The organism is Saccharopolyspora antibiotica (assembly GCF_047200635.1).
Lineage (GTDB): Bacteria > Actinomycetota > Actinomycetes > Mycobacteriales > Pseudonocardiaceae > Saccharopolyspora_C.
Window position 1 is genome coordinate 1 of sequence record NZ_JBJZOI010000026.1, and the last position, 24211, is coordinate 24211.

Genomic DNA, 24211 nt, shown 5'->3' on the forward strand with positions numbered 1-24211 from the left:
GGGGGGGGGGGGTGGTGGGTGGGGGGGGGGGGGGGGGGGGGGGGGGGGTTGTTCCCCCCCCCCACCCCTGCTCCGTCGTGCGCGTTCCCGGCGATCAGGGTTCGACGAGGTCGTCCGGGATGGGTTCGCTCGCGGCGATCGCGCCGAACATGCGCACCGCGTTCTCCTTGTCCCAGAGCACCACGCTTCCGCTGGAGGTCTCGCCGAAGCCGCCGAAGGGCACGCTGGTGGTGATGCCGTTGCCGCCGCTGACGTCCCCGAGGGCCTTGGCCAGCCAGAACAGGTGCCAGACGTGGTCGGAGTCGTTGAGCAGGAACGTGGTGCCCGCCGCGTTGGCCAGCGGCACCAGCCGGAACGGGTTGAGCAGCGTCAGCGGGCTCATCGCCCTGTCCATCAGCGCGCCGAGGACCTTGCGCTGGTTCTCCGCGCGCTCCAGGTCACCGCCGGCGAGGGAGTAGCGGGCGCGCACGAACCCGAGCGCCTGCGGCCCGTCGAGCTCCTGGCAGCCCGCCGGCAGGTGCACGTTGGCCATGTCGTCGTCCATCGGATCGTCCAGGCACAGGTCCACGCCGCCGACGCCGTCGACGAGTTCGGCGAAGCCGCCGAGCCCGATCTCGGCGTAGTGGTCGATGTGCACGTCGGTGACCGTCTCGACGGTCTCGGCCAGCAGCTGCGGGCCGCCGATGGCGAACGCGGCGTTGAGCTTGTCGCGCCCGTGGCCGGGGATCGGCACGTAGGAGTCGCGGGGCAAGCTGATCAGGGCGGGTTTGCCGCCACCGGTGGGGATGTGCACGAGCATCATCGTGTCGGTGCGGCGCCCGGCGGCGTCCCCGGCGGAGAGCTCCTCGCGCTGGGACTCGTCGAGCCCTTCGCGGCTGTCGGACCCGACCAGCAGCCAGTTGGTGCCGGGCGTGTCGTCGATGCGGCCCTCGTAGCCGAGGGCGGCGGTGCGCTGCAGCACGCTGTCGACGTAGATCCCGAACCCGACCACGACCAGCAGCAGCACCACCAGCACGATGCCGATGCGCTTGCCCCAGCCCATCCGCCTGCGCCGCGGCTGCCGGGGCGGCGGCCCGGCCCTCCTGGTCGGCGGGGGCTGCGGCGGGGCGCCACCACCGCCCCCGCGGCGCGCGTAGTAGTCGTAGCCGCCCTGCTGCGGCCGCCGACCCCTCGGCGGATTCGCCGACCAATCACTCATGACCTTCACACCCGCGGACTCGGCTTTCGGCACGCTCGCGCGCCGACCTTCGCCGTGCAGCATCCCAGAAGGCGCCGCGCGTCCGGGACACCGCTCCCGCAACGGTGTGGAAACCACCCGTCCGGCGCGCCGGGCCCGCAGCGGGCGGTGGAAGCCCCGCGCACGCCTCGGGGGCGGTCCCGGCTGCCCAGCCGTGGTCCCGCCCCCGAGTGGTGTCGCGCTGGCGGGGTCCTCAGCCCGCGACGGCGGCCGCGACGGCCTCCGACCACAGCCCCACCGCCGCGTCGACCTGCTCGGCGTCGACGATCAGCGGTGGGATCATCCGCACCACGTTGCCCGCCGGACCGCAGGTCAGCAGCAGCAGCCCGCGTTCGGCGGCGGCCGCGTGGGCGCGGGTCGCGGTGGCGGTGTCCGGGACGCCCTCCGGGGTGGTGAACTCGTTGCCGACCATGAGGCCGCGGCCGCGGACCTCCCCGATCACCGGGTGTTCGGCGGCGACCTTGCGCAGCCCTTCCTGCAGGCGGGCGCCCTGCTCGGCGGCGTTGTGCACGAGGTTCTCGTCGCGCACCACGTCGAGGGTGGCCAGGGCCGCCGCGGCGGCCACCGCGTTGCCGCCGTAGGTCCCGCCCTGCGACCCGGGCCAGGCCTTGCCCATCACCTCGGCGGAGGCCGCGATGCCCGAGATCGGGAAACCGCTCGCGAGCCCCTTGGCGGTGATCAGGATGTCGGGTGTGATGGCGGAGTGCTGGTGCCCCCAGAACTTCCCGGTCCGTCCCACCCCGGTCTGCACCTCGTCGGTGATGAGCAGGATCCCGTGCCGGTCGGCGCGTTCCCGCAGCCCTTCCAGGAACGCCGCGGGCGCCGGGATGTACCCGCCCTCGCCGAGGACGGGTTCGACGATGAACGCGGCGGTGTCCTTCGGGGAGGTGACGGTCAGCAGCAGCTGGTCGAGCTCGGCGAGCGCGAAGCGCACCGCCTCGGCCTCGCTCCAGCCGTGCCGGTAGGTCTCGGGGAACGGGGCGAACGCCACGCCCGGCATCATCGGCCCGATCCCGGCGCGGATCTTCACCCCGGAGCTGGTCAGCGCCCCGGCGCCCATGGTGCGGCCGTGGAAACCACCGTGGAAGGCGACGATCGTCTGCTTGCCCGTGGCCTGCCGCGCCAGCCGCACCGAGGCCTCCACGGCCTCGCTGCCGGAGTTGACGTAGAACATGCGGTCCAGCCCGGCGGGCAGCACGTCGCCGAGTCGCTCGGTCAGCTGCAGTAGCGGCCGGTGCATGACTGTCGTGTACTGGCCGTGGATCAGGGTTCCCACCTGGCGCTGCGCGGCTTCGACCACCCTCGGGTGGCAGTGTCCGGTGCTGGTGACCCCGATGCCGGCGGTGAAGTCGAGGTAGCGGCGTTCGTCCTCGTCGTAGAGGTAGACGCCCTGACCGCGGGCGGCCAGCACGGGTGTCGCCTGCTTCAACACCGGCGAGAGCTCAGCCATGTTCGACTCCAAGCTGTCGATCCCGAATGTAGGATTGTTGACAATCGCGTGTGACATGCAACCATCACGGCTGCGTCCTGTCCACCCGCCGACACGGAAGGCCCGCTGAACCGATGAGCACCACGAGCAGCTCCCCCGCAGGCACCGAGTCCCCCGAGGTCCGCGTCGTCGACGCCGCCCCCAAGCAGCTGCTCATCGGCGGCAAGTGGCGCGCCGCCAGCGGCGAACGCACCTTCGAGGTCGAAGACCCCTCCACCGGGCGTGCGCTGTGCTCGGTCGCCGACGCCACCCCCGACGACGCGCTGGCCGCCCTCACCGCCGCCCACGACGCCCAGGCCGCCTGGGCCAAGCACCCCCCGCGCGAACGCGGCGAGATCCTGCGCCGCGCCTACGAGCTCATCCAGCAGCGCCACGAGGACCTCGCGCTGCTGATGACCCTCGAAATGGGCAAACCGCTGCCCGAAGCCCGCGGCGAGATCACCTACGCCGCCGAGTTCTTCCGCTGGTTCGCCGAGGAGGCCGTGCGCATCGGCGGCGACTACGCCGTGGCCCCCAGCGGCAGCGGCCGGTTCCTGGTCACCCGCCAGCCCGTCGGCCCCGCCCTGCTGATCACCCCGTGGAACTTCCCGATGGCGATGGGCACCCGCAAGATCGGGCCCGCGATCGCCGCCGGATGCACCTCGGTGATCAAACCCGCCCACCAGACGCCGCTGTCGATGCTCGCCCTCGCCGAGATCCTGCAGGAAGCCGGGCTGCCCGACGGAGTCCTCAACGTCGTCACCGCCGCCGGCGCCGGAGCGGTGATGGAACCGATGATCCGCGACGGACGCGCCCGCAAGCTCTCCTTCACCGGCTCCACCGCCGTGGGCCGCAAGCTCATCGAGCAGTCCGCCGAACAGGTCCTCAACGTGTCCATGGAACTCGGCGGCAACGCCCCGTTCCTCGTGTTCGCCGACGCCGACCTCGACGCCGCCGTCGACGGCGCCATGCAAGCCAAGATGCGCAACATCGGCGAGGCCTGCACCGCCGCCAACCGCTTCTACGTGCACACCGACGTCGCCGAGGAGTTCTCCCGCAAGCTCGCCGAGCGGATGGGCGGACTGCGCCTCGGCCGCGGCGTCGACGACGGCGTCGAGGTCGGCCCCCTCATCGACGCCACCCAGTGCGGCAAGGTCGCCGACCTCGTCACCGACGCCGTCGACCTGGGCGCGAAGGTCGTCGTCGGCGGCGACCGACCCGACGGGGACGGCTACTTCTACCCGCCGACCGTGCTCGCCGACGTGCCCGCGCAAGCCCGCATGACCCGCGAGGAGATCTTCGGCCCGGTCGCGCCCATCTCCACCTTCACCGACGAGCAGGACGCGATCGACGCGGCCAACGACACCGAGTACGGCCTCGTCGCCTACGTCTACACCCAGGACCTGCACCGGGCACTGCGCGTCTCGGAATCCCTGGACAGCGGCATGATCGGCCTCAACCAGGGCGTCGTGAGCAACCCGGCCGCCCCGTTCGGCGGGGTGAAGGCCTCCGGCCTGGGCCGCGAAGGCGGCAAGGTCGGCATCGACGAATTCCTCGAGACCAAGTACATCGCCATCGGCGGCCTGTGACCCGCGCCCTCCCGCCCGAGCACCGGTGCCCCGCCCCCGCGCGGGGCACCGCGGCGTCCACCCCCGCCCGATAGCGTCGCGGCCGTGGATCACCAGCAGGCGCGGCGCCACTACCAGGACCTCCTCGCCGACCACCTCCGCGGCGCGCGGACCGCCCAGGACGGCGCGCGGCGCTTCGCCGAACCGGTGCGCCGCGCCTGCGCCGACAACCCCGGCGAGGACGCGGTCGCCGAGATCCTGTGGGCGGCGTGGGAACCGGTGCTGGCCACCGCCCGCACCAGCCCGGACCACCACCCGCGGCTGGTGGCGCTGCTGAGCGCGCTGCGCGACCTCGACCCCCCGCCCCGGGGCCGCACCGTGTGGGGACTGGAGGTGTTCACCGACCTGCCCTGCTTCGGCGCCCAGCTGCGCGAGACCTGGGACCTCGCCCCCCACCACGACGACCCCGGCCAGCCGCACCTGCACGCCTTCGCCGCCCGCCTGACCGCGGCCCGCATCGACTTCTCCCTGCACGCCCTGTGGACGCTGCGCGAACACCTCGAACACACCGCACCACCACCGGACCTGGCGGCCGTGGTGAGCTGGGCCCGTCACGGCAGCGCCGCCCTGGCCGCCCGCGCCCGCGCGCACCGCACCTTCACCGACCACGACCGCGGCGTCGACCGGCTCGGGCCGCTGGCCCGCGACCGCGGCGTACCCGGCCACGGCTTCAGCCCGCGGCGATGGCAGTTCTGGCGCACCCGGCTCGCCGAACTCGGCACCCCCGACGCCCGCACCGCCCTGGCGCTGCTGCCCGAGGCGTGAACCTCAGCGCGCACCGTCCGAGAGCATCGGCGCGAACGCGTTGAGCCGCTCCAGCGCATCGTTCATGTGCGCCTCCAGCCGCGCCAGCAGCAGCTCCTCGTCCCCGGCCTCGATCGCGTCGACCAGCCCGGCGTGCTCGTCGACGAGGGTCTGCGGATCCGCGGTGTACTTGTCCTGCAGCGCGGTCAGGCACATCCGCTTCTCCACCAGCAACGTCTGCGCCATCCGCTGCAACCGCGGGCTGCCCGACACCCGCACCAGGGTCTCGTGGAACTCCTGGTCGGCGTCGGAGAGCTCGATGGCGTCCCCGAGACCCGCGGCCGACACGATGCGGGCCTGAGCCGCGGTCAGCTCCGCGACCGCCTCCACCCGGTGATGGCGCAGGATGCGCTCGCACGCCGCCCGCTCCACCGCCAGCCGCGCCAGGTAGATGTCGGTGACGTCGTCGGCGTCCAGCGTCGTCACGAACAGGCCCCGGTGCGGTTCGCTGTGCAGCAGGCCCTCCTGCACCAGCCGCTGCATCGCCTCCCGCAACGGGCCCCGGCTCACCCCGAGCCGCGAGGCCAGCTCCGCCTCACCCATCTGGCTGCCCGGCGGCAGCGAGCCGTACATGATCGCCGAACGCAGCTGGTCCGCCACGATCGCCGCCGTCGACTTCCGCTGCACCGGCTCTAACTCGCCGTGCTGGTTCTGCTCGTCGACTCCGAGCACCGACACCATCTCCTCATCGCTTCACTGCGGGGCGGCTCCCGGGAGCCCGCCTCCCGCCGGTCCGGCCACCCGGAACAACGTCCCCGCACCCTCGCGGAGCCCGCTGTCCCCGGCCAGCCGCAGCACCTCCCACGCGCTGACCTGGTTCGCGGTCAGCACCGGCTTGCCCACCCGCTGCTCCAGCTCCTCCAGCAACGCCGCGGTGTGCAGCGCGGTGTCCGGCATCAGCAGCGCCTCCGCGGCCGGATCGTCGTTGGCCGCGGCGAACTCCAACACCTGCTCCCGGGTCAGCGTGCCCACCTCGGCGGCCGTGACGATGCCCCGGCTGGACAGCCGGGCCACCTGCACCCCGCCGCGGGCGAGGAACTCCCCGAACCGGTCGGCCACCTCCGCCGGATACGTCGCGGCCACCGCGACCCGCCGCACCTCCAACCGGGCCGCGGCGTGCACGAACGCGAACGACGTGCTCGACGTGGGCAACCCGGTCACGGCCTGCAACTTCTCGACCTGATCGCGGGCACCGTCCCAGCCGAAGACGAAGCTCCCGCTGGTGCACGCCCAGATCACCGCGCTCACCTGGTGCTCCAGCAACCGCCGAGCGCCTTCGGCGAGGACCTGCTCGGAACCCACGTCCAGCAGCGCGTCGACCCGATGGGCGTCCTCGCGCATCTCCGTGTGCACCAGCGGCAACGACACGTCCCCGAGCAGGCGCTCCAGGACCGGGTAGTCGTCCTCGGCGCTGTATCCCGGGTAGAGAATCCCTGCGGTGACCGACACCGGCAGCTCCCTCCTTGGTCCGTTCCCGGTCACCGCCCTGACCAGGGCGAAGATCACCGGGCGAACGACACCGGACCCGCGGTTGATTGTCGACAATGTTACCGCACGGTTCGGTGCCGCCCGAGTCGTGGAAATGCTTTCGTAATGGCGATGACACGACCGGCGCAGCGCCACCGGCACCCCCGGCTCACGCCGCAGGGGCACCCCAGGCCCGCACCAGCCGCTGCTGCGGAGCCACCGCGGCCAGCCCCATCGCCCGCAGCGCCGACCACATCGTCACCTGGTTCGCCGTGAGCACCGGCTTGCCCAGCTCCTGCTCCAGCGGGCCGATGATGTCGTAGGTCGGCAAGTTCGTGCAGCTGATGAACATCGCCTCCGCGTCCGGACGATCCGCCGACCGCACGATGTCCACCACCTGCCGGTAGGTCACCTTCCAGATCCGGCCCAGCAGGCCCAACCCCACGCTGGTCACCACCTCGACGTCGTGCTCACCGAGGAACCCCACCAGCCGATCGGTCACGTTCTCCACGTACGGCGTCGCGATCGCCACCCGCCGCACCCCGAGCACGCCCAACGCCTCCACCAGCGCACCCGACGTCGTCACCGCCGCCGGCGCACCCGCCTCCCGCATCACCGTCACCAGGTTGCGCTCCCCCGCCGCGCCGTCGACGAAACTGCCCGACGCGCACGCGTAAGCCACCACCTCCGGCTCCGGGGACAGCAAATCGCGGGTCGCGCTGTGCACCGCCGCCTCATCGGAGATCAACGACGCCATCTCCACCGTCATCGGCACCGGCACGAACGCCGTGCGCGTCAGGTACAACGTCACCTCCGGCGGCGCCCAGCGCCACAGCTCCCGGTCCATCGCCAGGTCGAACGGAGCGACCACGCCCACCCCGCGCTGCGCCGCGGGCCCGGCCAACGCCTCCAGGAACTCCTGCGGCGCCACGATCCCGCCTCACCCGGCGTGACGCGCGTAGAGCAGCCGCTCCCCGACGCTGCCGGAGCGCCACACGTCGTTGCAGGCCTCCGCGAACGCGCCCAGGTTCTCCACGATCGAGCCGTACACGTTGCCCGGGACCCAGCCGACGTCCCCGTTGAGCAGCAGGTTGTTGCGCCCGTAGAAGACCGCCAAATCGATCACCCCCGGCAGCTCGTGGATGTCCTTCTCCTCCTTGAACTCCCGGTCCAGCATCCCGCTGTCGAAGGAGAAGTACACGAGATCACCCGGAATGGGGGTGACGGTCGGGTTCTCCTGCCCCGGTTCCCGCTCGGCGAACCGCGGCACCATGGTGTAGATCTCGTTGCGCGCGTACTTCGCGTGGTGCACCGGCCCGGCCTGCGGCAACGCCTGCCACACGGCCTCGCAGGTGCGCGGGGCGTCCTCGTCCAGCAGCTCGGCCACGCAGGACACGCCGCGCTTCTCCAGCGCGATCGACAGGTACCTGGGCATCGCGACATCCGTTCCATGAGGGGGACTGGCAGATGTGGAGGGATCTCCGCGGTCTCGGCTCGCGGCCAGCTCCGGCCACGCCGTGCCCCGTGCGCGTCACGAGGGCCCGAACCGGGCCGACACGGGGCCGAAGACCCGCCGCGCGGGCCGGGCAGAACCGGCCCCACCGCGACGCACCTGCGGATTGTTGACAATCCTACGAGCGCTTCCTAGCGTGTCAATCCCCGGCGGCCCCACGATCTTCCGGGCCCGCCCGCGACGACGCGCCCCACCACCGCCCCACGCGAAGGCAGGCCATGACCGAGCACACCCCCACCGTCGTCGTCCTCCACGGGGACACCCCACCCCCCGCCATGCACCGCATCGAGCAGCTCGCCGAAGTCCGACCAGCCACCGAACACGACCTCGCCGCAGCCCTGCCGGGCGCCGACGTCCTGTTCGTCTGGGACTTCCGCTCCGCCGCCCTCGCCGACGCCTGGCCCCGCACCGACGCGCTGCGCTGGATCCACGCCGCCAGCGCCGGAGTCGACCACCTGCTCACCCCCCAGGTCATCGACTCCCCCGTCACCATCACCAACTCCCGGGGCATCTTCGACGCCCCCATCGCCGAATACGTCCTCGGCACCATCCTCACCTTCGCCAAGGACCTGCACACCAGCGTCCGCCTCCAAGACCGCAAGCAGTGGCAACACCGCGAAACCGAACGCATCGCAGGCAAACGCGCCCTCATCGTCGGCACCGGCCCCATCGGCCGCGCCATCGCCACCCAGCTCACCACCGCCGGACTCCACGTCGAAGGCATCGGCCGCACCGCCCGCACCCACGACCCCGACTTCGGCACCGTGCACCCCTCCGACCAGATCACCACCGTCCTCGGCGACCACGACTACATCGTGCTCGCCGCACCCCTCACCGACCAGACCCACGGCCTCATCGACGCCCACGCCCTCACCACCTGCCGCCCCACCGCCCGCCTCATCAACGTCGGACGCGGCGAACTCGTCGTCCAACCCGACCTCGTCGAAGCACTCGCGGCAGGCCGCCTCGCCGGCGCCGCCCTCGACGTCTTCGACACCGAACCCCTGCCCACCACCAGCCCGCTCTGGGAGATGCCCAACGTCCTCATCTCCCCGCACATGTCCGGCGACACCATCGGCTGGACCGCGGAACTGGTGGAACTGTTCCTCACCAACCTGCGCCTCTACACCCACGGCGACGACCTGCACAACGTCGTCGACAAACAACGCGGCTACGTCAGCGGAACGGAGCAGACCCGATGACCTCGACCCCCGACACCGCCCCCACCACCGCGGCCGACCTCACCGCCACCGACATGCTCGAACGCTTCGCCAGCGGTGAGCTCTCCCCCGTCGAAGCCACCGAAGCCACCCTCCGCCGCATCGAAGAAGCCGACGGCACCGTCAACGCCTACTGCCTCGTCGACGCCGACCGCGCACTCGACCAAGCCCGCGCCTCCGAAACCCGCTGGAACCGCGGCACCCCCCAAGGCCGCCTCGACGGCGTCCCCACCTCCATCAAGGACATCTTCCTCACCCGCGACTGGCCCACCCTGCGCGGCTCCCGCACCGTCGACCCCCACCAGCCCTGGACCGCCGACGCCCCCGCCGTCGCCCGGCTGCGCGAACACAACGCCGTGTTCATCGGCAAGACCACCACCCCCGAACTCGCCTGGAAAGGCGTCACCGACAACACCCTCACCGGCATCACCCGCAACCCCTGGAACCCCGACCGCACCGCCGGCGGCTCCAGCGGAGGCGCCGCGGCAGCCGTCGCCTCCGGCATGGCCCCCCTCGCCATCGGCACCGACGGCGGCGGATCCGTCCGCATCCCCGCCGCCTTCTGCGGCATCTTCACCATCAAACCCACCTACGGACGCATCCCCCACTACCCCGCGAGCCCCTTCGGCACCCTCGCCCACGCCGGCCCCATGACCACCACCGTCACCGAGACCGCGCTCATGCTCGACGTGCTCACCGGCCCCGACAGCCGCGACTGGTCCGCCCTCGAACCCCCCACCCGCTCCTACCTCGACGGCCTCGACGACGGCGTCGCCGGACTGCGCATCGCCGTGAGCACCGACCTCGGATTCGCCACCGTCGACCCCGAGATCGCCGAAGCCGTCACCCGCGCCGCCCAGGTCTTCACCGACCTCGGCGCCACCGTCGAGAACGCCGACCCCGGCATCACCGACCCCGTCGCCGACTTCCACGTCCTCTGGTTCGCCGGCGCCGCCAAATCCGTCGAACACCTCACCCCCGCCCAACGCGACCTGCTCGACCCCGGCCTCCGCGACATCATCGACGAAGGACTCACCTACAGCGCCCAGGACTACCTCGAAGCCACCAACACCCGCATGACCCTCGGACAGCGCACGGGCGCCTTCCACGAGACCTACGACCTGCTGCTCACCCCCACCGTCGGCATCGCCCCCTTCACCGCCGGAACCGAAACACCCCCGGACTCCCCCAGCCCCCGCTGGACCGGCTGGACCCCGTTCACCTACCCCTTCAACATGACCCAGCAACCCGCCGCCAGCGCCCCCTGCGGCTTCACCAGCGACGGACTCCCCATCGGCCTGCAGATCATCGGCCCCCGCCACTCCGACGCCCGCGTCCTGCGCGCCGCCCGCGCCTACGAGCAAGCCCACCCCTGGCAGCGCCCCCGCGGGTGAACCACCAGCCGGAGCGAACACCCCGGCCCCGCCACCCCGCCGCGATGCGGCCGGGGTGGCGGGGCACCCGGACCGCAGGCCCCACCGACCTCACTCCACCGCCGACATCACGTGCTTGATCCGGCCGTACTCCTCCACCCCGAACCGGCCGAAATCCCGCGCCGACGCCGAATGCTTGAACCCGCTGTGCGGCATCTCCGCCACCAACGGCCGATGCGCGTTCACCCACACCGTCCCCGCCTGCAACGCCCGCGACATCCGCAACGCCCGCGCGTGATCCCGCGTCCACGCGCTCGCCACCAACCCGTAGCGCACCCCGTTGGCCAACTCCACCGCCTCGGCCTCCGAGGAGAACCGCTGCACCGTCACCACCGGCCCCAACACCTCGTGCTGCACCAGCTCATCCGACTGCTCCACGTCCACCACCACCGTCGCCTCGTGGAAGAACCCCCGGCCACCCCGCCGACGACCACCAGCCACCACCCGCGCGCGCTCCGGCAACCGCTCCAGATACCCCTCCACCAGCTCCAACTGCCCAGCGCTGTTCAACGGCCCGAACGCAGCCCCCACCTCCGCCGGCGGCCCCGGCCGCAACGCCACCGCCCGCTCCGCCAACGCCCCCACCAACTCCTCGTACACCCCGGGCCCCGCCAGCACCCGGCTCGCCGCCGTGCAGCTCTGCCCCGCATCCCCGAACGCCGCCTCCGCGATCACCCGCGCCGCCCGCCCCACGTCCGCGTCGTCGAACACCACCGCAGGCGCCTTGCCCCCCAACTGCAGGTGCGCCCGCTTCAGATCCGCCGCGGCCGACGCCGCCACCTCCATCCCCGACCGCACCGTCCCCGTGATCGAGAACATCCCCGGCACCTCGTGCGCCACCATCGCCCGCCCCGAATCCCGATCACCGCACACCACGTTCACCACACCCGGCGGCAACACCTCCGCCGCCAACTCCCCCAACAGCACCGCGCTCACCGGCGTCGTCTCCGCCGGCTTCAGCACCACCACGTTGCCCGCCGCCAACGCCGGCGCCACCCGCGCCACCGCCAGCAGCAGCGGATGCGTCCACGACACCACCTGCGCGCACACCCCGATCGGCTCCCACCGCGCCGACGACGTGAACCCCGCCTCGTACTCCCCCGCCGCGGCCGCCTCCGGCAACCGCCCCGCCGACGCGCAGAACCGCAGCAGATCCACCGCCCTCGGCAACTCCCGCTCCCGCACCACCCACCGCGGCTTGCCCGTGTTCCGGCACTCCGCCGTCACCAACCGCTCAGCCGCCCCCTCGATCACCTCGGCCCACCGCAACAGCGCCCGCTGCCGCTGCCCCGGCGTCGCCGCCGACCACGCCCCGAACGCCGCCGCGGCCACCCCCATCACCTCGTCGACATCCGTCCACCGCGTCAACGGAGCCGACCCGTACTCCTCCCCCGTGCTCGGATCCACCAGCGGCAGCACCTCCCCTGACACCACCCCCGCCGGGACCCCGCCGACGACGTTGCTCAGCTCCACTCCAGCGGACACCAGAACCTCCTGCGACGACGCACCGATCACGCGACCCTAACCGCGCGGCAGCACCCCGACCCGCCACCGCTCACCCGCGGCGCGGCACCGGCTCCACCCGCTGCCGACACCACCACTGCCCCGCCGTCCCCACCGCCAGCAGCACCACCACCGGAACGAACGCCCACCGGTAGGCCTCCGCCGCGGGCAACGACGACACCACCTCCAGCACCGCACCCACCAGCACCTGCACCAGCACCGCCGCGAGAAAACCACCCATGTTCACCACGCCCGAGGCCGCACCGGAACGGTGCACCGCATTCGCCTCCCGAGCCCCGTCGAACGCCAGCATCGCCGCGCCCCCGGCCAGCCCCAGCAACGCGGGCACCACCACCAGCAGCGGCCCCGGCAGCACACCCGGCCACCCCACCAGCAACGCCCACACCAGCACGACCAGCACCGACATCCCCAGCGTGCAGCGCTCCCGCCGCCGCGGCCGGCCCGCGATCCACTGACTCGCCACCAACGACCCCGCGATGAACCCGGCCACGGCCACCAGCAGCAGCTGCCCCACCTCGCCCGCGCCCACGCCCTGCGCCCCGGTCAGCCACGGCGCGCCCCACAGCGTCGTCAACGCCAGGAACTGCGACAACAGCACGAAGTGCACCCAGAACGACCGCCGCGTCCCCCGCTGGGCCACCACCACACGCAACGTCCTGCCGATCGGCTCCCGCTCACCCCCGGGAACCTCGGTGATCGCCCCGGCCGGACGATCCCGAATCACCCCGGCCGCCACCAGAGCCAGCACCGCCGTCACCCCGGCCGCGCCCAGGAACGTCGGCGCCCAACCCCACCCGCGCAGCGCCGAGGTCAACGGCACCGTCGAGAGCACCTGCCCCAGACCGCCGATCAGGCCCGTCCACGCCGCGACCCGCCCGTAGCGGCCGACCGGGAACCACACCGCCGCCAACCGCAGCACGTTGGTGAACATGAACGCGTCCCCGATGCCGATCAGCACCCGGCCGGTCATCCCGCCCAGCACCGACCCGCTCACCGCGAACACCGCCGACCCCACCGCCAGCGCCACCACCCCACCGGTGATGACCCGGCGCGGACCGAGCCGGTCGGCCAGCAGCCCCGAAGGCACCTGCAGCACCAGGTACACCCCGAACTGCAACGCCGAGAACAACGCCAGCACCCCCGGACCGGCGGAGAACCGCACCAGCGCGTCCGGCGCCGCGACCCCGAGGCTGGCGCGGTGGAACAGCGCGACGAAGTAGCACGCCGCGCCCACTCCCCACACCAGCCACGCGCCGCGCGTCACGCCCCGCGCGGCCCGCTCGTTCCCCACGACCTGCACCGACACCTCGAACCCGCCTTCCACACGACTCGTACTCACCATAGATACAAGAGGTGGATCAGTACGATGGGCTCGTGTCGAGCGCAACACCGCACCAGCACGTCCCCGCCCCGGCCCGCGAGGCCGCCGGGAGCGAACCACCAGCCGCCGACCGCGCCTACCGGCACGTGAAGGCCGGCCTGCTCGACGGCACCTACCCCGACGGGCAGCTGCTGTCGGAAGGCGAGGTCGCCACCGCGCTGACCATGTCCCGCACCCCCGTGCGGGAGGCCTTCCTGCGGTTGCAGTCCGAGGGCTTCCTGCGCCTCTACCCCAAGCGCGGCGCCCTCGTCGTGCCCATCACCCCCGCCGAGACCCGGGGCGTGCTGGAGGCCCGCCTGGCCCTGGAGAGCTTCGCCATCGACAAGCTCGCCGCGCAGGGCGGTGCGGCGATGGTCGCGGTGGGCCGCGAGCTCGTGGAGCACCCCGCCTGCGGGGACGACGAGCTCTCCGCGACCCAGATGCACGAGACCGACCGGGACTTCCACGCCCGCCTGGTCGCCGCGGCCGCCAACCCGATCGTCGACGACCTCTACGCCGCCCTGCGCGACCGCCAGCTGCGCATCACCGCCGAGGCCCGCACCCAGGACCGGCGACCGCACATCACCCACCAGCACGTCCAGCTCGCCCGCGCCCTGCGCGACGGCGAAGCCGAGACCGCCAAGGCCGTGCTGCGCGAGCACCTGCTCGGCGTGCTGCGCACCCTGGGCATCGCGGGCGGCCCCGTGTTCACCCCCGACCGCTGAGCCCTCACCTCTCGTTCGCGGGTTTGTCCTTCGATCGTGAGATCGTTAATTTCATTCCGCACTGAAGCAATCGTGGCAGCAGAACAGTCACGGCGTGAAAATGGGCGGCGCGCACGCCGCCCACTCACCGCCGGGGGCTCACCCGGCGCGTCCGATCAGGCCGGGGGCGTACCGCCCGCCGGCGGCTGCCCCAGGGCACCGGTCTCCCCCAGCGCCTCCCGGCTCGCCGGGCCCGACAGCGCGGGCCCGCCCGGGAGACCGGGCGAGGCGCTGGGCACCTCCTTGCGCGCGACCTCCTCGGCGGCGCGCACCGCCTCGGCGACCTCCGGGCTCGACGAGGTGTCGAACCAGCCGGCCACCGACTCCTCCTCGTCCTCGGGGCGCCCCGAGGGCGGCTCCTCCTTCGGCGGTTCGTAGCGGAAGGTGCCGTCCTCCCCCGGCGCCCCCAGCATCCGGGCGAAGCCCTCCAGGGACTTGTTGAAGTCGCTGGGCACCACCCACACCTTGTTCGCGTCGCCCTGCGCCATCTGCGGCAGCGTCTGCAGGTACTGGTACGCCAGGAGCTCCGGGGTGGGCTTGCCGCGCTTGACCGCCGCGAAGACCTTCTCGATCGCCTTCGCCTGCCCCTGCGCCTGCAGGTAGCGGCTGGCGCGCTCGCCCTGCGCGCGCAGGATGCTGGACTGCCGCTCCCCCTCGGCGTCGAGGATCGACGCCTGCTTGGCGCCCTCGGCCGCGAGGATCTGGGACTGCTTCTGGCCCTCGGCGGTCTTGATGGCCGACTCCCGGGCACCCTCGGCGTTGAGGATCATCGCGCGCTTCTCGCGGTCGGCGCGCATCTGTTTCTCCATCGAGTCCTTGATGGACGGCGGCGGGTCGATGGCCTTGAGCTCGACCCGCGCGACGCGGATGCCCCAGCGGCCGGTCTCCTGGTCCAGCACCCCCCGCAGCTGGGTGTTGATCTGGTCCCGGGAGGTCAGGGTCTCCTCCAGGCTCATCCCGCCCACCACGTTGCGCAGCGTCGTGGTGGTCAGCTGCTCCACGCCGACGATGTAGTTCGAGATCTCGTAGACCGCCGAGCGGGAATCGGTGACCTGGAAGTACACCACCGTGTCGATGGAGACCGTCAGGTTGTCCTGGGTGATCACCGGCTGCGGGGGGAAGGAGACCACCTGCTCGCGCAGGTCGATCTTCGCCCGCACCCGGTCCAGGAACGGCACCAGGAAGTTCAGGCCCGGCGCGGCGACGGTGCGGAACCGCCCCAGCCGTTCGATCACCGAGGCCTGGGCTTGCGGCACCACCAGCACCGACTTGGCCACCACGATGATCACCAGCAGCACCACGGCCGCCAGCACGATCAGTCCAGCCACTTCATCCTCCAGCGTTCACGGTTGCGCGGTCACGACTGCGGTGGCCCCGGAGATCTCCACGACCAGCACCGCCGCACCGTCCAGCACGATCTCGGCCTCGTGCTGCGTGCGGGCCGACCAGACGTCGCCGTCGATGCGCACCCGGCCGCCCCGGTGGTCCACGGCGGAGACCGCCACCGCGCGCTTGCCGACCAGGGCGTCCACGTTGGTCCGGAGCTCGGGCGCGGTGTCGAACCGGCGCTTGAGCGCGGGGCGCGCGCCCAGCACCAGACCACCGGCCAGCAGGGCGAACACCACCACCGGCGCCCAGGACGGCGCCACGACCGCGGCGGTCGCGGCCGCCCCCAGCGCCGCGATGCCGAGCATCACGAGCACGAACTCCCCCGAGAGCACCTCGGCGGCCACCAGGAGCAGCCCGAGCACCAACCACACGAACGGGGCCATGGCTCCATAGTCGCAGAGCTCGGGCGTTCCGTGGGGACGTTCGCCCGACAAGATCAGGTCTCAGGTGCCCGGCCGGGGCGGCGGATCAGGGCTCGGTGACGAAATCGATCAACCGTTCGACCGCGCCGAGCAAGGGGGCCTCGACGTCGCGGAAGCCCTCCACGGCACCGAGCACGCGACGCCACCCCTCGGCGGGTTCACCCCAGCCGAGCGCTGCGCACACGCCTTCCTTCCAGTCCTGTCCGCGGGGCACCACCGGCCAGGCCTCGATGCCCAGCGAAGCGGGTTTCACCGCCTGCCACACGTCCACGTAAGGATGGCCGGTGATCAGCACGTTCGGATCGTCGACACCGGCCACGAGGCGCGATTCCTTGCTTCCCTCGACCAGGTGGTCCACGAGCACGCCGACGCGGTGCCCGGCGCGCGGCCGGAACTCGGCGAGCAGACCGGGCAGGTCGTCGACGCCGTGCAGCGGCTCCACCACCACGCCCTCCACCCGCAGGTCGTGCCCCCAGACCCGTTCGACGAGCTCGGCGTCGTGCAGGCCCTCCACCCAGATCCGGCTGCCCCTGGCCTCGCGGGCGCGCACGCCGTCCACGTGGACCGAGCCGGAGGCCGACCGCCGCGGCCCGGAGTCCCCGCCGACCGGCGGAGGCACGAGCGTGACCGGACGGCCCTCCAGCAGGAAGGCCGCGGGCCGCATCGGGAACAGCCGCCGCGCGCCGCGGCGGTCCTCCAGGACCGCGTTGCCCTTCTCCACCCGTAGCACCGCCCCGCAGAAGCCGCTCGCGGGATCCTCCACCACCAGTCCCGGCTCGGCGGGGACTTCGGGGATCTCCCGGCGCTTCCGCCCGGAAGCGAGGACGTCGTTGCCGTAGTTCACCGAACGCACGAGCAGACCCTACTCACCGGGGCGCGGCGGCCGGACGCGGCGCGCCGCCCAGGTGATCGCGACGCGGACCACAGCACCCCTCCCCCGACGGGAAGGTCCGGCGCGGGATACGTACTCTCTCTCGACGTGCCATGCCCAAGCGCAACGATGGTCGTGTGGACGTCCGCGTGGTTGCACGGTGCGACCGCCGCGGACGACGTGCTCGACGCCCTGCAGGTCTGGGGCGAGTCGCAGGAGGTGCGCGCCGCCGACGAGGAGCTCGCCGCCCGCCTGGACCTGCCCGGCCCCCAGGACACCCCCGCCGGTCCGGCGCTGCTGCTCGCGGCGCTGCGCAAGGCCGGGGCGAGCACCGGTGAGCTCGCGCTGCCGGTGCCCGGTGATGTGCGCGGTCTCGGCACCGCGAGCGCCTTCTCCAAGCAGGCGCTGCGTCGCGGTGAGGCCGCCGTGCTGCCGGAGGCCGGCCTGGCCCTGGTTCCGGAGCAGGTCGCCGAGGGGATCCTGCGCTGGACGGTGTTCGCCGTGGGCGAGCTGCCCCCGGCCGAGCACCTGCCCATCGGCGAGGCCGAGCACGGCATGTCCTCGGCGATGCGCGAGGCCGCCAGCACCCTGATCGATCTCGACATCGCCAAGCGGCGGCCCGGAGTCCGGGACGAGATCGCCTCCACGGTGGCCGACCGGCCCAAGCCGCCGTGGCCGGAGGAGGTGCCGCAGCGGCCGCTGCGGATCCTGCAGCGAGCCGCCGAGGTGGAGGCGATCCTGTGGGTCGCCACCGATGACGCCCCCGGCGGGGCGCTGTCGGCCTCGGCGACGCGAGCCCGCACCGAGGCGCTGCGCCCGCTGTTCGACTCGGTCCGCGCCGCCCGCCGCGCCTCCATCGCCGAGATGGTGCGGGTGCTGGCCGACGGCGCCAGCCAGCACTGACCCCGCCCGGTACGGGCCGGACCAGCGGAACTCCCCGCGGAGGAGCCGCCCGGCGGGCAGGTGGTGGGAGTCCGCCCTCCCGACCTAGCGGCGGGCCGCGCCCCCACCACCGCAAGTCCTCGTCGACGACGCTGCCCGGCACCTCCCTGGCAGCCGGTGGAGCGGGCGACCTGCTGGTGCGCGGCGGAACGGGCAGGGGTTCTCACCGCCGCTCACCGGGCGCCCGGAGTACCGGCCCAAGGAGTGCTCCGGGCCGCCGCGCGGCGCCCGAGCCGCACGTGGCACCGGCCCCGCCCCCGCTCGGCGTCAGCTCGCGGTCGAGCGCGCCGAGCTCGGGGCGGCGCGGGCACCCCGACCGAGGTCAGGCCGTCCGCGAGCAGCAGCCCGGGGCGCACGCCTCGCCGTTGGTGCTGCAGCCCGCCGCGGGCAGCAGCGACAGCTTGCGCGGCCGCACCTCGTCGACGTGCTCGGAGACCAGCTCCACGATCATCTTCGCGAACCGCGGATCGTCTCCCGCGGTCCCGGCGCGGGCGAAGCCCATCCCCAGCTCCGCGGCCTTCTCCGCCGCCTCGTTGTCCAGGTCCCACACCACTTCCAGGTGGTCGGAGACGAACCCGATCGGGCTCACCACCACCGAACCCACGCCCTCGGCGTGCAGCCGCTCGACGTGATCGACCACGTCCGGCTCCAGCCACGGCACCTGCGGCGGCCCGGAGCGGGACTGCCAGACCACGTCGTAGGCCTCCACCCCGGCCTCCTCGGCCACCAGCCGCGCGCACTCCGCGACCTGCCGCGAGTACCACTCGGGCCGCCCGTCCGGGCCCGGCAGCTCATCGGCGCGCACCGGCACCGAGTGCGCGGTGAACACCAGCCGCGCCCGCGGATCCCCCACCTGCGCGCAGGCGCGGCGGACCGCGTCGGCGTTGGCCGCCACGAACAGCGGGTGGTCGAAGAACTGGCGCAGCTTCACCAGCTCCGGAGCCCGCTCCCCCACCGCTTCGCGGGCCCGGGCGATGTCCTCGTGGTACTGCTTGCACCCCGAGTAGCCGCCCCACGCCGACGTCGGGAAGACCAGCGCCCGGCGCACGCCGTCCTCGGCCATGCGCGCCACGGTCTCCTCGATCATGGGGTACCAGTTCCGATTTCCCCAGTACACCGGCAGGTCCCGGCTCTCGGCGCGCAGCTGGTCGCGCAGCCCGGCCATGATCTCGCGGTTGAGGCGGTTGATCGGCGACACCCCGCCGAAGTGGTGGTAGTGCTCGGCGACCTCGTCGAGCCGCTCCGGCGGCACGCCTCTGCCCCGGGTGACGTTCTCCAGGAACGGCCGGACGTCCTCCGGGCCCTCCGGTCCACCGAACGACAAGAACAGCAGCGCATCGAAAGTCACCCGACCATGATGGCGCGCACCGGAAACGGCCGCCCACGCGGGTGGGGCGTGCGCGATGCGCCCGCGCACGCCCCGAGCGGATCACGCGCCCAGCGCGGAGAACCCGCCGTCCACCATGATCATCGAACCGGTGGTCTTGGGCAGCCAGTCCGACAGCACCGCGCAGATCGACTGCGCCACCGGCGTCGGGTCGTTGACGTCCCAGCCCAGCGGGGCCCGCTCGCCCCAGGTCTCCTCCAAACCGGAGAAACCGGGGATCGACTTCGCCGCCATCGTGCGCACCGGGCCCGCCGAGACCAGGTTGACCCGGATCCCCTGCGGTCCCAGCTCGCGCGCCAGGTAGCGGCTGGTCGACTCCAGCGCCGCCTTCGCCACGCCCATCCAGTCGTAGGCGGGCCACGCCACCCGCGCGTCGAAGTCCATGCCCACGATCGACGAGCCCGGCGACAGCAGCGGCAGCACCGAGGTCGTCAACGACTTCAGCGAGTACGCCGAGATCTCCACCGCCGTGGCCACGTCCTCCCACGGCGCGGCCAGGAACTCCCCGCCCAGGCAGGACGCCGGGGCGAACCCGATCGAGTGCAGCACCCCGTCCAGGCCGTCGACGTGCTCGCGCACCCGGTCGGCCAGGCTGTCGCGGTGCTCGGCGTTGGTGACGTCCAGCTCCAGCACCGGCGCGGGCTTCGGCAACCGCCCCGCGATGCGCTCCACCAGGCTCATCCGGCCGAACCCGGTGAGCACCACCTCCGCGCCCTGCTCCTGGGCCATCTTGGCCGCGTGGAACGCGATCGAGGCGTCGGTGATGACGCCGGTGATCAGGATGCGCTTGCCTTCGAGCAATCCGCTCACGAACTTCCTCCGCTGTGTTGCTGAGGCCCGCCACCGGGCGGGCCGAGTCGTATCGGGCCGGGCCGGTCCCGGCTCAGTGCCCCATGCCCAGGCCGCCGTCCACCGGGATGACCGCCCCGGTGACGTAGGCGGCCCCCTCCGAGGCCAGCCAGGCGACCGCCTGCGCGATCTCGTCGGGCTCCGCGAACCGGGACAACGGGATCTGCCCGAAGATCTCCTTCTGGCGCTCGTCGCTGAGCGCGTCGGTCATGTCGGTGGTGACGAAGCCCGGCGCGACCACGTTCGCGGTGATCTTGCGCGAACCGAGCTCGCGGGCGATCGAGCGCGCCAGCCCGACCAGCCCGGCCTTGCTCGCCGCGTAGTTCGCCTGGCCGGCACCACCGGAGAGCCCCACCACCGAGGACACGAAGATCATGCGGCCGCGCTTGAGGCGCAACATGCTGCTCGCCGCCCGCTTCGCGACCCGGTAGGAGCCCGCCAGGTTCGCGTCCAGCACGCGGCCGAACTGCTCCTCGCCCATCCGCAGCAGCAGCCCGTCGTCGGTGATCCCGGCGTTCGACACCAGCACCTCGACCCGGCCCTGCGCGGCCTCCACCTCGTCGAAGGCCGCCGAGACCTGCTCGGCGTCGGTCACGTCGCACTGCACGCCCCGCAGCCCCTCCGGAGCGCCCGATCCGCGGTGGGTGACCGCCACCTCGTCGCCCGCGGCCTGGAACGCGCGGGCGATCGCCAGCCCGATCCCGCGGTTGCCTCCGGTCACCAGTACGGACCGTCCCACTGTGGGTCTCCTCCCGAAATCCCGAGTGGTGAACGCCCGCACCGCAACGGCCGAGCCGGTTCACCTGAACAGCCGCGACATTATCGGTTCACCCGCACGGCCCTTCCATCCACCTTGAACAGAAATCCACCACCAGAGTCGTGCCGCGCCGACAGTGGACACCCGCCCCGGCCGCCCGGAGGCCCTACGGTGCAGGACAGCCGTGATCCGAACCGCACCCACCACCGACCGCGCCGATCCTGGCCAGGAGCAACCCGCATGACGACCGCCCCGCACCGCAGCCCCGCCCCGGACGACAGCACCGGCCTCCCCGCTCCCGACGAGCTCGCCGCCGCGCTGCGCGGCCGCATCGAGGGCCGAGCCCGGTTCGACCCCGGCACCCGCGCCCTCTACTCCACCGACGCCTCCAACTACCGGCAGGTCCCGCTCGGCGTCGTGTTCCCCCGGCACGCCGACGACGTCGCCACCGCCCTCGCCGTGGCCCGCGAGCACCGGGTCCCCGTCACCGGCCGCGGCGCGGGCACCAGCATCGCCGGCAACGCCTGCGGCCCCGGGCTCGTGCTCGACTTCTCCCGCCACCTCAACCGGATCCACCACCTCGACCCCGAACGCCGCACCGCCACCGTGGAATCCGGCGTCGTGCTCGACACCCTGCAAGCCGCGGCGAAGCCGCACGGCCTCGCCTTCGGCCCCGACCCCTCCACGCACAGCCGCTGCACCCTCGGCGGCATGATCGGCAACAACTCCTGCGGCACCCACTCGGTCGCCTGGGGCAAGACCGTCGACAACGTCCGCTCCCTGGACGTGCTGCTCTCCGACGGCACCCGCCTCACCGCCGCGGCCACCACCGAAACCGAGCTGGACGCGCTGTGCGCCCGCCAGGACCGCACCGGGGCGCTGCACCGCGACCTGCGGGCGCTGCGCGCCGACACCGCCCAGCTCGTGCGCGACTCCTTCCCCGACCTGACCCGCCGCGTCTCCGGGTACAACCTCGACCAGCTGCTGCCCGAGCACGGCTTCCACCTCGGCCGCGCCCTCACCGGCAGCGAAGGCGGCTGCGCGATCCTGCTCGGCGCCACCGTCGACCTCGTCGAGGTGCCCGCCGCCCGCGCGCTGATCGTGCTCGGCTTCGACGACAGCTACGCCGCCGCCGACCAGGTCACCCGGCTGCGCGGGCTCGACGCGCTCGCCATCGAAGGCCTCAGCGCCGAACTCGTCGACGTCGTGCGCGCCCGCAACCCCTCCTCCCCCGCGCTGCGGCTGCTGCCCGGCGGCCGCAGCTGGCTGCTCGTGGAGGTCGGCGGCACCGACCAGCGCGACGCCGAGAACGCCGCCGAGCGCGTCCGCCGAGCCATCGGCTCCCAGGCCGAGTCCGTCGTGCACACCGATCCGGCCCGGACCGGGGCGCTGTGGAAGATCCGGGAGGAGGGCTCCGGCTACTCCACCCGGATGGCCGACGGCTCCGAACGCTGGTCCGGCTGGGAGGACGCCGCCGTGCCACCCGAACGGCTCGGCACCTACCTGCGCGAGTTCGACGCGCTGCTGGCCCGCTTCGGCCGCAAGGGCGTCACCTACGGCCACTACGGCGACGGCTGCATCCACGTGCGCGTCGACTTCGACCTGCTCACCGGCTCCGGGGCCGCCCGCTACCGCGAATTCATGGAGGCCGCCGCCGACCTCGTCGCCGCCCACGGCGGCTCGGTCTCCGGTGAGCACGGCGACGGGCGGGCCCGCTCCGAGCTGCTCGCCCGGATGTACCCGCCCGCCGTCATCGATGCCTTCGCGAGGTTCAAGGACGCCTTCGACCCCGACGGGCTGCTCAACCCGGGCCAGATCGCCCGGCCCCGGCCGCTCGACGCCGACCTGCGGCTGCTCGTCGCCCCACCGACCATCCCCACCCGCACCGAACTCGCGCTGCACGCCGACGACGGCGACCTCGCCCCCGCCAGCCGGCGCTGCGTCGGCATGGGCAAGTGCCTGAACACCACCGGCGGCGTGATGTGCCCCAGCTACCGCGCCACCCAGGACGAGCAGCACTCCACCCGCGGCCGCGCCCACCTGCTGTTCGAGATGCTCAACGGCTCCGTGATCCGCGGCGGCTGGCGCTCCACCGAGGTCCGCGACGCCCTCGACCTGTGCCTGTCCTGCAAGGGCTGCAAGACCGACTGCCCCGTCGGTGTCGACATGGCGACCTACAAGGCCGAGTTCCTGCACCACCACTACCGCCACCGCCCCCGGCCCGCCGCGCACTACTCGATGGGTTTCCTCCCGCTGTGGCTCACCCTCGCCCAGCGCGCGCCCCGGCTCGCCAACGCCGTGCTCACCGGCCCCGCCGCCCCGCTGCTCAAGCGCCTCGGCGGCATCGCCCCCGAACGCGACGTCCCGCGCCTCGCCGAACGCTCCCTGCGCTCCTGGTGGCGCCACCGCGAAGACCGCACCGCCACCGGCGGCCCGCGCGCCCTGCTGTTCCCGGACACCTTCACCGACCACTTCGACCCGCACATCGGCCGCGACGCCGTGCTCGCGCTGGAACGGCTGGGCCACACCGTCGAACTCCCCCGCGAACCCGTCTGCTGCGGACTGACCTGGACCTCCACCGGGCAGCTCGGCACCGCCCGCCGCGTGCTGCGCCGCACCGCCCGGCTGCTGCGACCGCACCTCGACTCCGGGACACCCGTGATCGGGCTCGAACCGAGCTGCACCGCGTTCCTGCGCGGCGACGCGCTGGAACTCGCCCCCCACGATCCCGACGTCCGCGCCCTCGCCGAAGCCACCAGGACCTTCGCCGAACACGTCGAACCCGACCGCGAGCGCTGGCAGCGCACCGGCGGCGGGAAGGCCCTCGTCCAGCGGCACTGCCACCAGTACGCCGAGCTGGGCTTCGACGCCGACCGCGCCGCCCTCGCCGCCACCGGCACCGACGCCCACGTCCTCGACGCCGGGTGCTGCGGACTCGCCGGCAACTTCGGCTTCGAACGCGGCCACTACGCGGTGTCGATGGCCTGCGCCGAGCAGACCCTGCTGCCCGCGGTGCGCGCCGCCGAACCCGGAACCGAGGTCGTCGCGGACGGCTTCAGCTGCCGGGTGCAGATCCGTCAGGGAACCGGGGCCGAACCCGTGCACCTCGCGACCCTCGTCCGCCGCGCGCTCGACCGCTGATCCCGCCCCGCGCCCCGGCCCACCGAGCGGCCGGG

General features: G+C 73.1%; 21 protein-coding genes. 7 read left to right on the forward strand and 14 right to left on the reverse strand.

What is annotated here, in order from left to right:
* Positions 1-94 precede the first annotated feature (94 nt).
* Complete coding sequence (locus ACL03H_RS20370) at positions 95-1198, reverse strand: LCP family protein (protein WP_412812879.1); 1104 nt, start codon at positions 1196-1198, stop codon at positions 95-97.
* 232 nt (positions 1199-1430) lie between these two features.
* Positions 1431-2687: an aspartate aminotransferase family protein gene (locus ACL03H_RS20375; protein ID WP_412812880.1), complete on the reverse strand. Its 1257-nt coding sequence runs from the start codon at positions 2685-2687 to the stop codon at positions 1431-1433.
* 113 nt (positions 2688-2800) lie between these two features.
* Here ACL03H_RS20375 and ACL03H_RS20380 point away from each other — a divergent pair, with 113 nt between their 5' ends.
* Positions 2801-4294: an NAD-dependent succinate-semialdehyde dehydrogenase gene (locus ACL03H_RS20380; protein WP_412812881.1), complete on the forward strand. Its 1494-nt coding sequence runs from the start codon at positions 2801-2803 to the stop codon at positions 4292-4294.
* An 84-nt stretch (positions 4295-4378) separates the two neighbouring features.
* Complete coding sequence (locus ACL03H_RS20385) at positions 4379-5098, forward strand: DUF3632 domain-containing protein (protein WP_412812882.1); 720 nt, start codon at positions 4379-4381, stop codon at positions 5096-5098.
* A gap of 3 nt (positions 5099-5101) precedes the next feature.
* Here ACL03H_RS20385 and ACL03H_RS20390 read toward each other — a convergent pair whose 3' ends face one another.
* From ACL03H_RS20390 to ACL03H_RS20405, 4 genes are all read right to left on the reverse strand, one after another.
* Positions 5102-5818, reverse strand: a complete 717-nt coding sequence (locus tag ACL03H_RS20390; RefSeq protein ID WP_412812883.1) for a GntR family transcriptional regulator — start codon at positions 5816-5818, stop codon at positions 5102-5104.
* Between the two features lie 12 nt (positions 5819-5830).
* Positions 5831-6586: a maleate cis-trans isomerase family protein gene (locus ACL03H_RS20395; protein ID WP_412812884.1), complete on the reverse strand. Its 756-nt coding sequence runs from the start codon at positions 6584-6586 to the stop codon at positions 5831-5833.
* Between the two features lie 187 nt (positions 6587-6773).
* Positions 6774-7535, reverse strand: coding sequence for a maleate cis-trans isomerase family protein (locus ACL03H_RS20400; RefSeq protein ID WP_459561780.1), 762 nt, complete (start codon positions 7533-7535; stop codon positions 6774-6776).
* Positions 7536-7544: 9 nt separating this feature from the next.
* Positions 7545-8039, reverse strand: coding sequence for a DUF3830 family protein (locus ACL03H_RS20405; RefSeq protein ID WP_412812885.1), 495 nt, complete (start codon positions 8037-8039; stop codon positions 7545-7547).
* A gap of 296 nt (positions 8040-8335) precedes the next feature.
* On the opposite strand from ACL03H_RS20405, the gene ACL03H_RS20410 reads away from it, so the two are divergent.
* Together ACL03H_RS20410 and ACL03H_RS20415 are read left to right on the forward strand one after the other, a co-directional pair.
* Entirely contained in the window at positions 8336-9319 is a 984-nt protein-coding gene (locus ACL03H_RS20410; RefSeq protein WP_412812886.1) for a D-2-hydroxyacid dehydrogenase, read from the forward strand.
* On the forward strand, positions 9316-10731 hold the full coding sequence (locus ACL03H_RS20415) for an amidase (protein ID WP_412812887.1): 1416 nt from the start codon (positions 9316-9318) through the stop codon (positions 10729-10731). Before ACL03H_RS20410 ends, ACL03H_RS20415 begins: the two co-directional genes overlap by 4 nt.
* 90 nt (positions 10732-10821) lie before the next feature.
* Here ACL03H_RS20415 and ACL03H_RS20420 read toward each other — a convergent pair whose 3' ends face one another.
* Both ACL03H_RS20420 and ACL03H_RS20425 read right to left on the reverse strand, forming a co-directional pair.
* Positions 10822-12255 carry an aldehyde dehydrogenase family protein gene (locus ACL03H_RS20420; protein WP_412812888.1) on the reverse strand — a complete coding sequence of 478 codons (1434 nt, stop codon included), beginning with the start codon at positions 12253-12255 and terminating at the stop codon, positions 10822-10824.
* A gap of 70 nt (positions 12256-12325) precedes the next feature.
* Entirely contained in the window at positions 12326-13633 is a 1308-nt protein-coding gene (locus tag ACL03H_RS20425; protein ID WP_412812889.1) for an MFS transporter, read from the reverse strand.
* Positions 13634-13668: 35 nt separating this feature from the next.
* On the opposite strand from ACL03H_RS20425, the gene ACL03H_RS20430 reads away from it, so the two are divergent.
* Positions 13669-14379, forward strand: coding sequence for a GntR family transcriptional regulator (locus ACL03H_RS20430; protein WP_412812890.1), 711 nt, complete (start codon positions 13669-13671; stop codon positions 14377-14379).
* A 155-nt stretch (positions 14380-14534) separates the two neighbouring features.
* Here ACL03H_RS20430 and ACL03H_RS20435 read toward each other — a convergent pair whose 3' ends face one another.
* From ACL03H_RS20435 to ACL03H_RS20445, 3 genes are all read right to left on the reverse strand, one after another.
* The gene (locus ACL03H_RS20435) at positions 14535-15746 is read right to left on the reverse strand and encodes an SPFH domain-containing protein (RefSeq protein ID WP_412812891.1); all 1212 of its coding nucleotides are present in this window, start codon (positions 15744-15746) and stop codon (positions 14535-14537) included.
* 15 nt (positions 15747-15761) lie between these two features.
* Complete coding sequence (locus tag ACL03H_RS20440; RefSeq protein WP_412812892.1) at positions 15762-16190, reverse strand: NfeD family protein; 429 nt, start codon at positions 16188-16190, stop codon at positions 15762-15764.
* An 85-nt stretch (positions 16191-16275) separates the two neighbouring features.
* Positions 16276-17082 carry a DUF3097 domain-containing protein gene (locus ACL03H_RS20445; RefSeq protein WP_412812893.1) on the reverse strand — a complete coding sequence of 269 codons (807 nt, stop codon included), beginning with the start codon at positions 17080-17082 and terminating at the stop codon, positions 16276-16278.
* Between the two features lie 147 nt (positions 17083-17229).
* Between ACL03H_RS20445 and ACL03H_RS20450 the strand changes: the two genes are divergently transcribed.
* Positions 17230-18003 carry a hypothetical protein gene (locus ACL03H_RS20450; RefSeq protein ID WP_412812894.1) on the forward strand — a complete coding sequence of 258 codons (774 nt, stop codon included), beginning with the start codon at positions 17230-17232 and terminating at the stop codon, positions 18001-18003.
* 361 nt (positions 18004-18364) lie between these two features.
* Here the strand turns inward: ACL03H_RS20450 and ACL03H_RS20455 are convergent, their stop codons facing one another.
* From ACL03H_RS20455 to fabG, 3 genes are all read right to left on the reverse strand, one after another.
* The gene (locus ACL03H_RS20455) at positions 18365-19390 is read right to left on the reverse strand and encodes a ferrochelatase (protein WP_412812895.1); all 1026 of its coding nucleotides are present in this window, start codon (positions 19388-19390) and stop codon (positions 18365-18367) included.
* An 81-nt stretch (positions 19391-19471) separates the two neighbouring features.
* Positions 19472-20239, reverse strand: coding sequence for an enoyl-ACP reductase FabI (fabI, locus tag ACL03H_RS20460; protein ID WP_412812896.1), 768 nt, complete (start codon positions 20237-20239; stop codon positions 19472-19474).
* 73 nt (positions 20240-20312) lie between these two features.
* Entirely contained in the window at positions 20313-21017 is a 705-nt protein-coding gene (fabG, locus tag ACL03H_RS20465; protein WP_412812897.1) for a 3-oxoacyl-ACP reductase FabG, read from the reverse strand.
* A 258-nt stretch (positions 21018-21275) separates the two neighbouring features.
* Between fabG and ACL03H_RS20470 the strand changes: the two genes are divergently transcribed.
* Complete coding sequence (locus tag ACL03H_RS20470; protein WP_412812898.1) at positions 21276-24176, forward strand: FAD-binding and (Fe-S)-binding domain-containing protein; 2901 nt, start codon at positions 21276-21278, stop codon at positions 24174-24176.
* Positions 24177-24211 lie beyond the last annotated feature (35 nt).

What these genes read in the sequence shown, in the direction of transcription:
- ACL03H_RS20415 (WP_412812887.1), top strand. Translation starts at nt 9,316, where the DNA reads ATGACCTCGACCCCCGACACCGCCCCCACCACCGCGGCCGACCTCACC.
- ACL03H_RS20450 (WP_412812894.1), top strand. Translation starts at nt 17,230, where the DNA reads ATGGTCGTGTGGACGTCCGCGTGGTTGCACGGTGCGACCGCCGCGGAC.
- ACL03H_RS20390 (WP_412812883.1), bottom strand. Translation starts at nt 5,818, where the DNA reads ATGGTGTCGGTGCTCGGAGTCGACGAGCAGAACCAGCACGGCGAGTTA.
- ACL03H_RS20370 (WP_412812879.1), bottom strand. Translation starts at nt 1,198, where the DNA reads ATGAGTGATTGGTCGGCGAATCCGCCGAGGGGTCGGCGGCCGCAGCAG.
- ACL03H_RS20405 (WP_412812885.1), bottom strand. Translation starts at nt 8,039, where the DNA reads ATGCCCAGGTACCTGTCGATCGCGCTGGAGAAGCGCGGCGTGTCCTGC.
- ACL03H_RS20410 (WP_412812886.1), top strand. Translation starts at nt 8,336, where the DNA reads ATGACCGAGCACACCCCCACCGTCGTCGTCCTCCACGGGGACACCCCA.
- ACL03H_RS20440 (WP_412812892.1), bottom strand. Translation starts at nt 16,190, where the DNA reads ATGGCCCCGTTCGTGTGGTTGGTGCTCGGGCTGCTCCTGGTGGCCGCC.
- ACL03H_RS20470 (WP_412812898.1), top strand. Translation starts at nt 21,276, where the DNA reads ATGACGACCGCCCCGCACCGCAGCCCCGCCCCGGACGACAGCACCGGC.
- ACL03H_RS20380 (WP_412812881.1), top strand. Translation starts at nt 2,801, where the DNA reads ATGAGCACCACGAGCAGCTCCCCCGCAGGCACCGAGTCCCCCGAGGTC.
- ACL03H_RS20375 (WP_412812880.1), bottom strand. Translation starts at nt 2,687, where the DNA reads ATGGCTGAGCTCTCGCCGGTGTTGAAGCAGGCGACACCCGTGCTGGCC.